Origin of the sequence: Bradyrhizobium sp. sGM-13 (genome assembly GCF_018398875.1) — a bacterium.
Classification (GTDB): Bacteria; Pseudomonadota; Alphaproteobacteria; order Rhizobiales; family Xanthobacteraceae; genus Bradyrhizobium.
Map to the genome: position 1 here is coordinate 1 of NZ_JAGWDK010000375.1, position 253 is coordinate 253.

At 65.2% G+C, this 253-nt stretch carries 1 pseudogene; it reads right to left on the reverse strand.

Annotated features, from left to right (window positions below):
* A pseudogene (locus tag KJQ96_RS39350) lies at window positions 1–253 on the reverse strand (histidine kinase); the annotation flags it as partial.

Below are 253 nucleotides of genomic sequence, written 5' to 3' on the forward strand. Positions count from 1 at the left end.
CCGTGCCGCCGAGCGCTTCGGGAGCGACGCGGTCGAGCAGGATGAGGCCGAAATCCGAGTCTTCGCGCCGCGTCGCTGCGCTGGTGTTGAACTCTTCCCAGCGGAAATGAAAGATCGTGTCGGGCTCCTCGCCCGAGACTTCCCAGTTCGCGACGATATGCGGATGCTTGCCGACCAGCGACAGGCCCTCGTCTGAGTGCGAGGCCAGTTCGAAGAACAACAGCGAGAGCGACTGGGCGGCACGCGCGCTGAC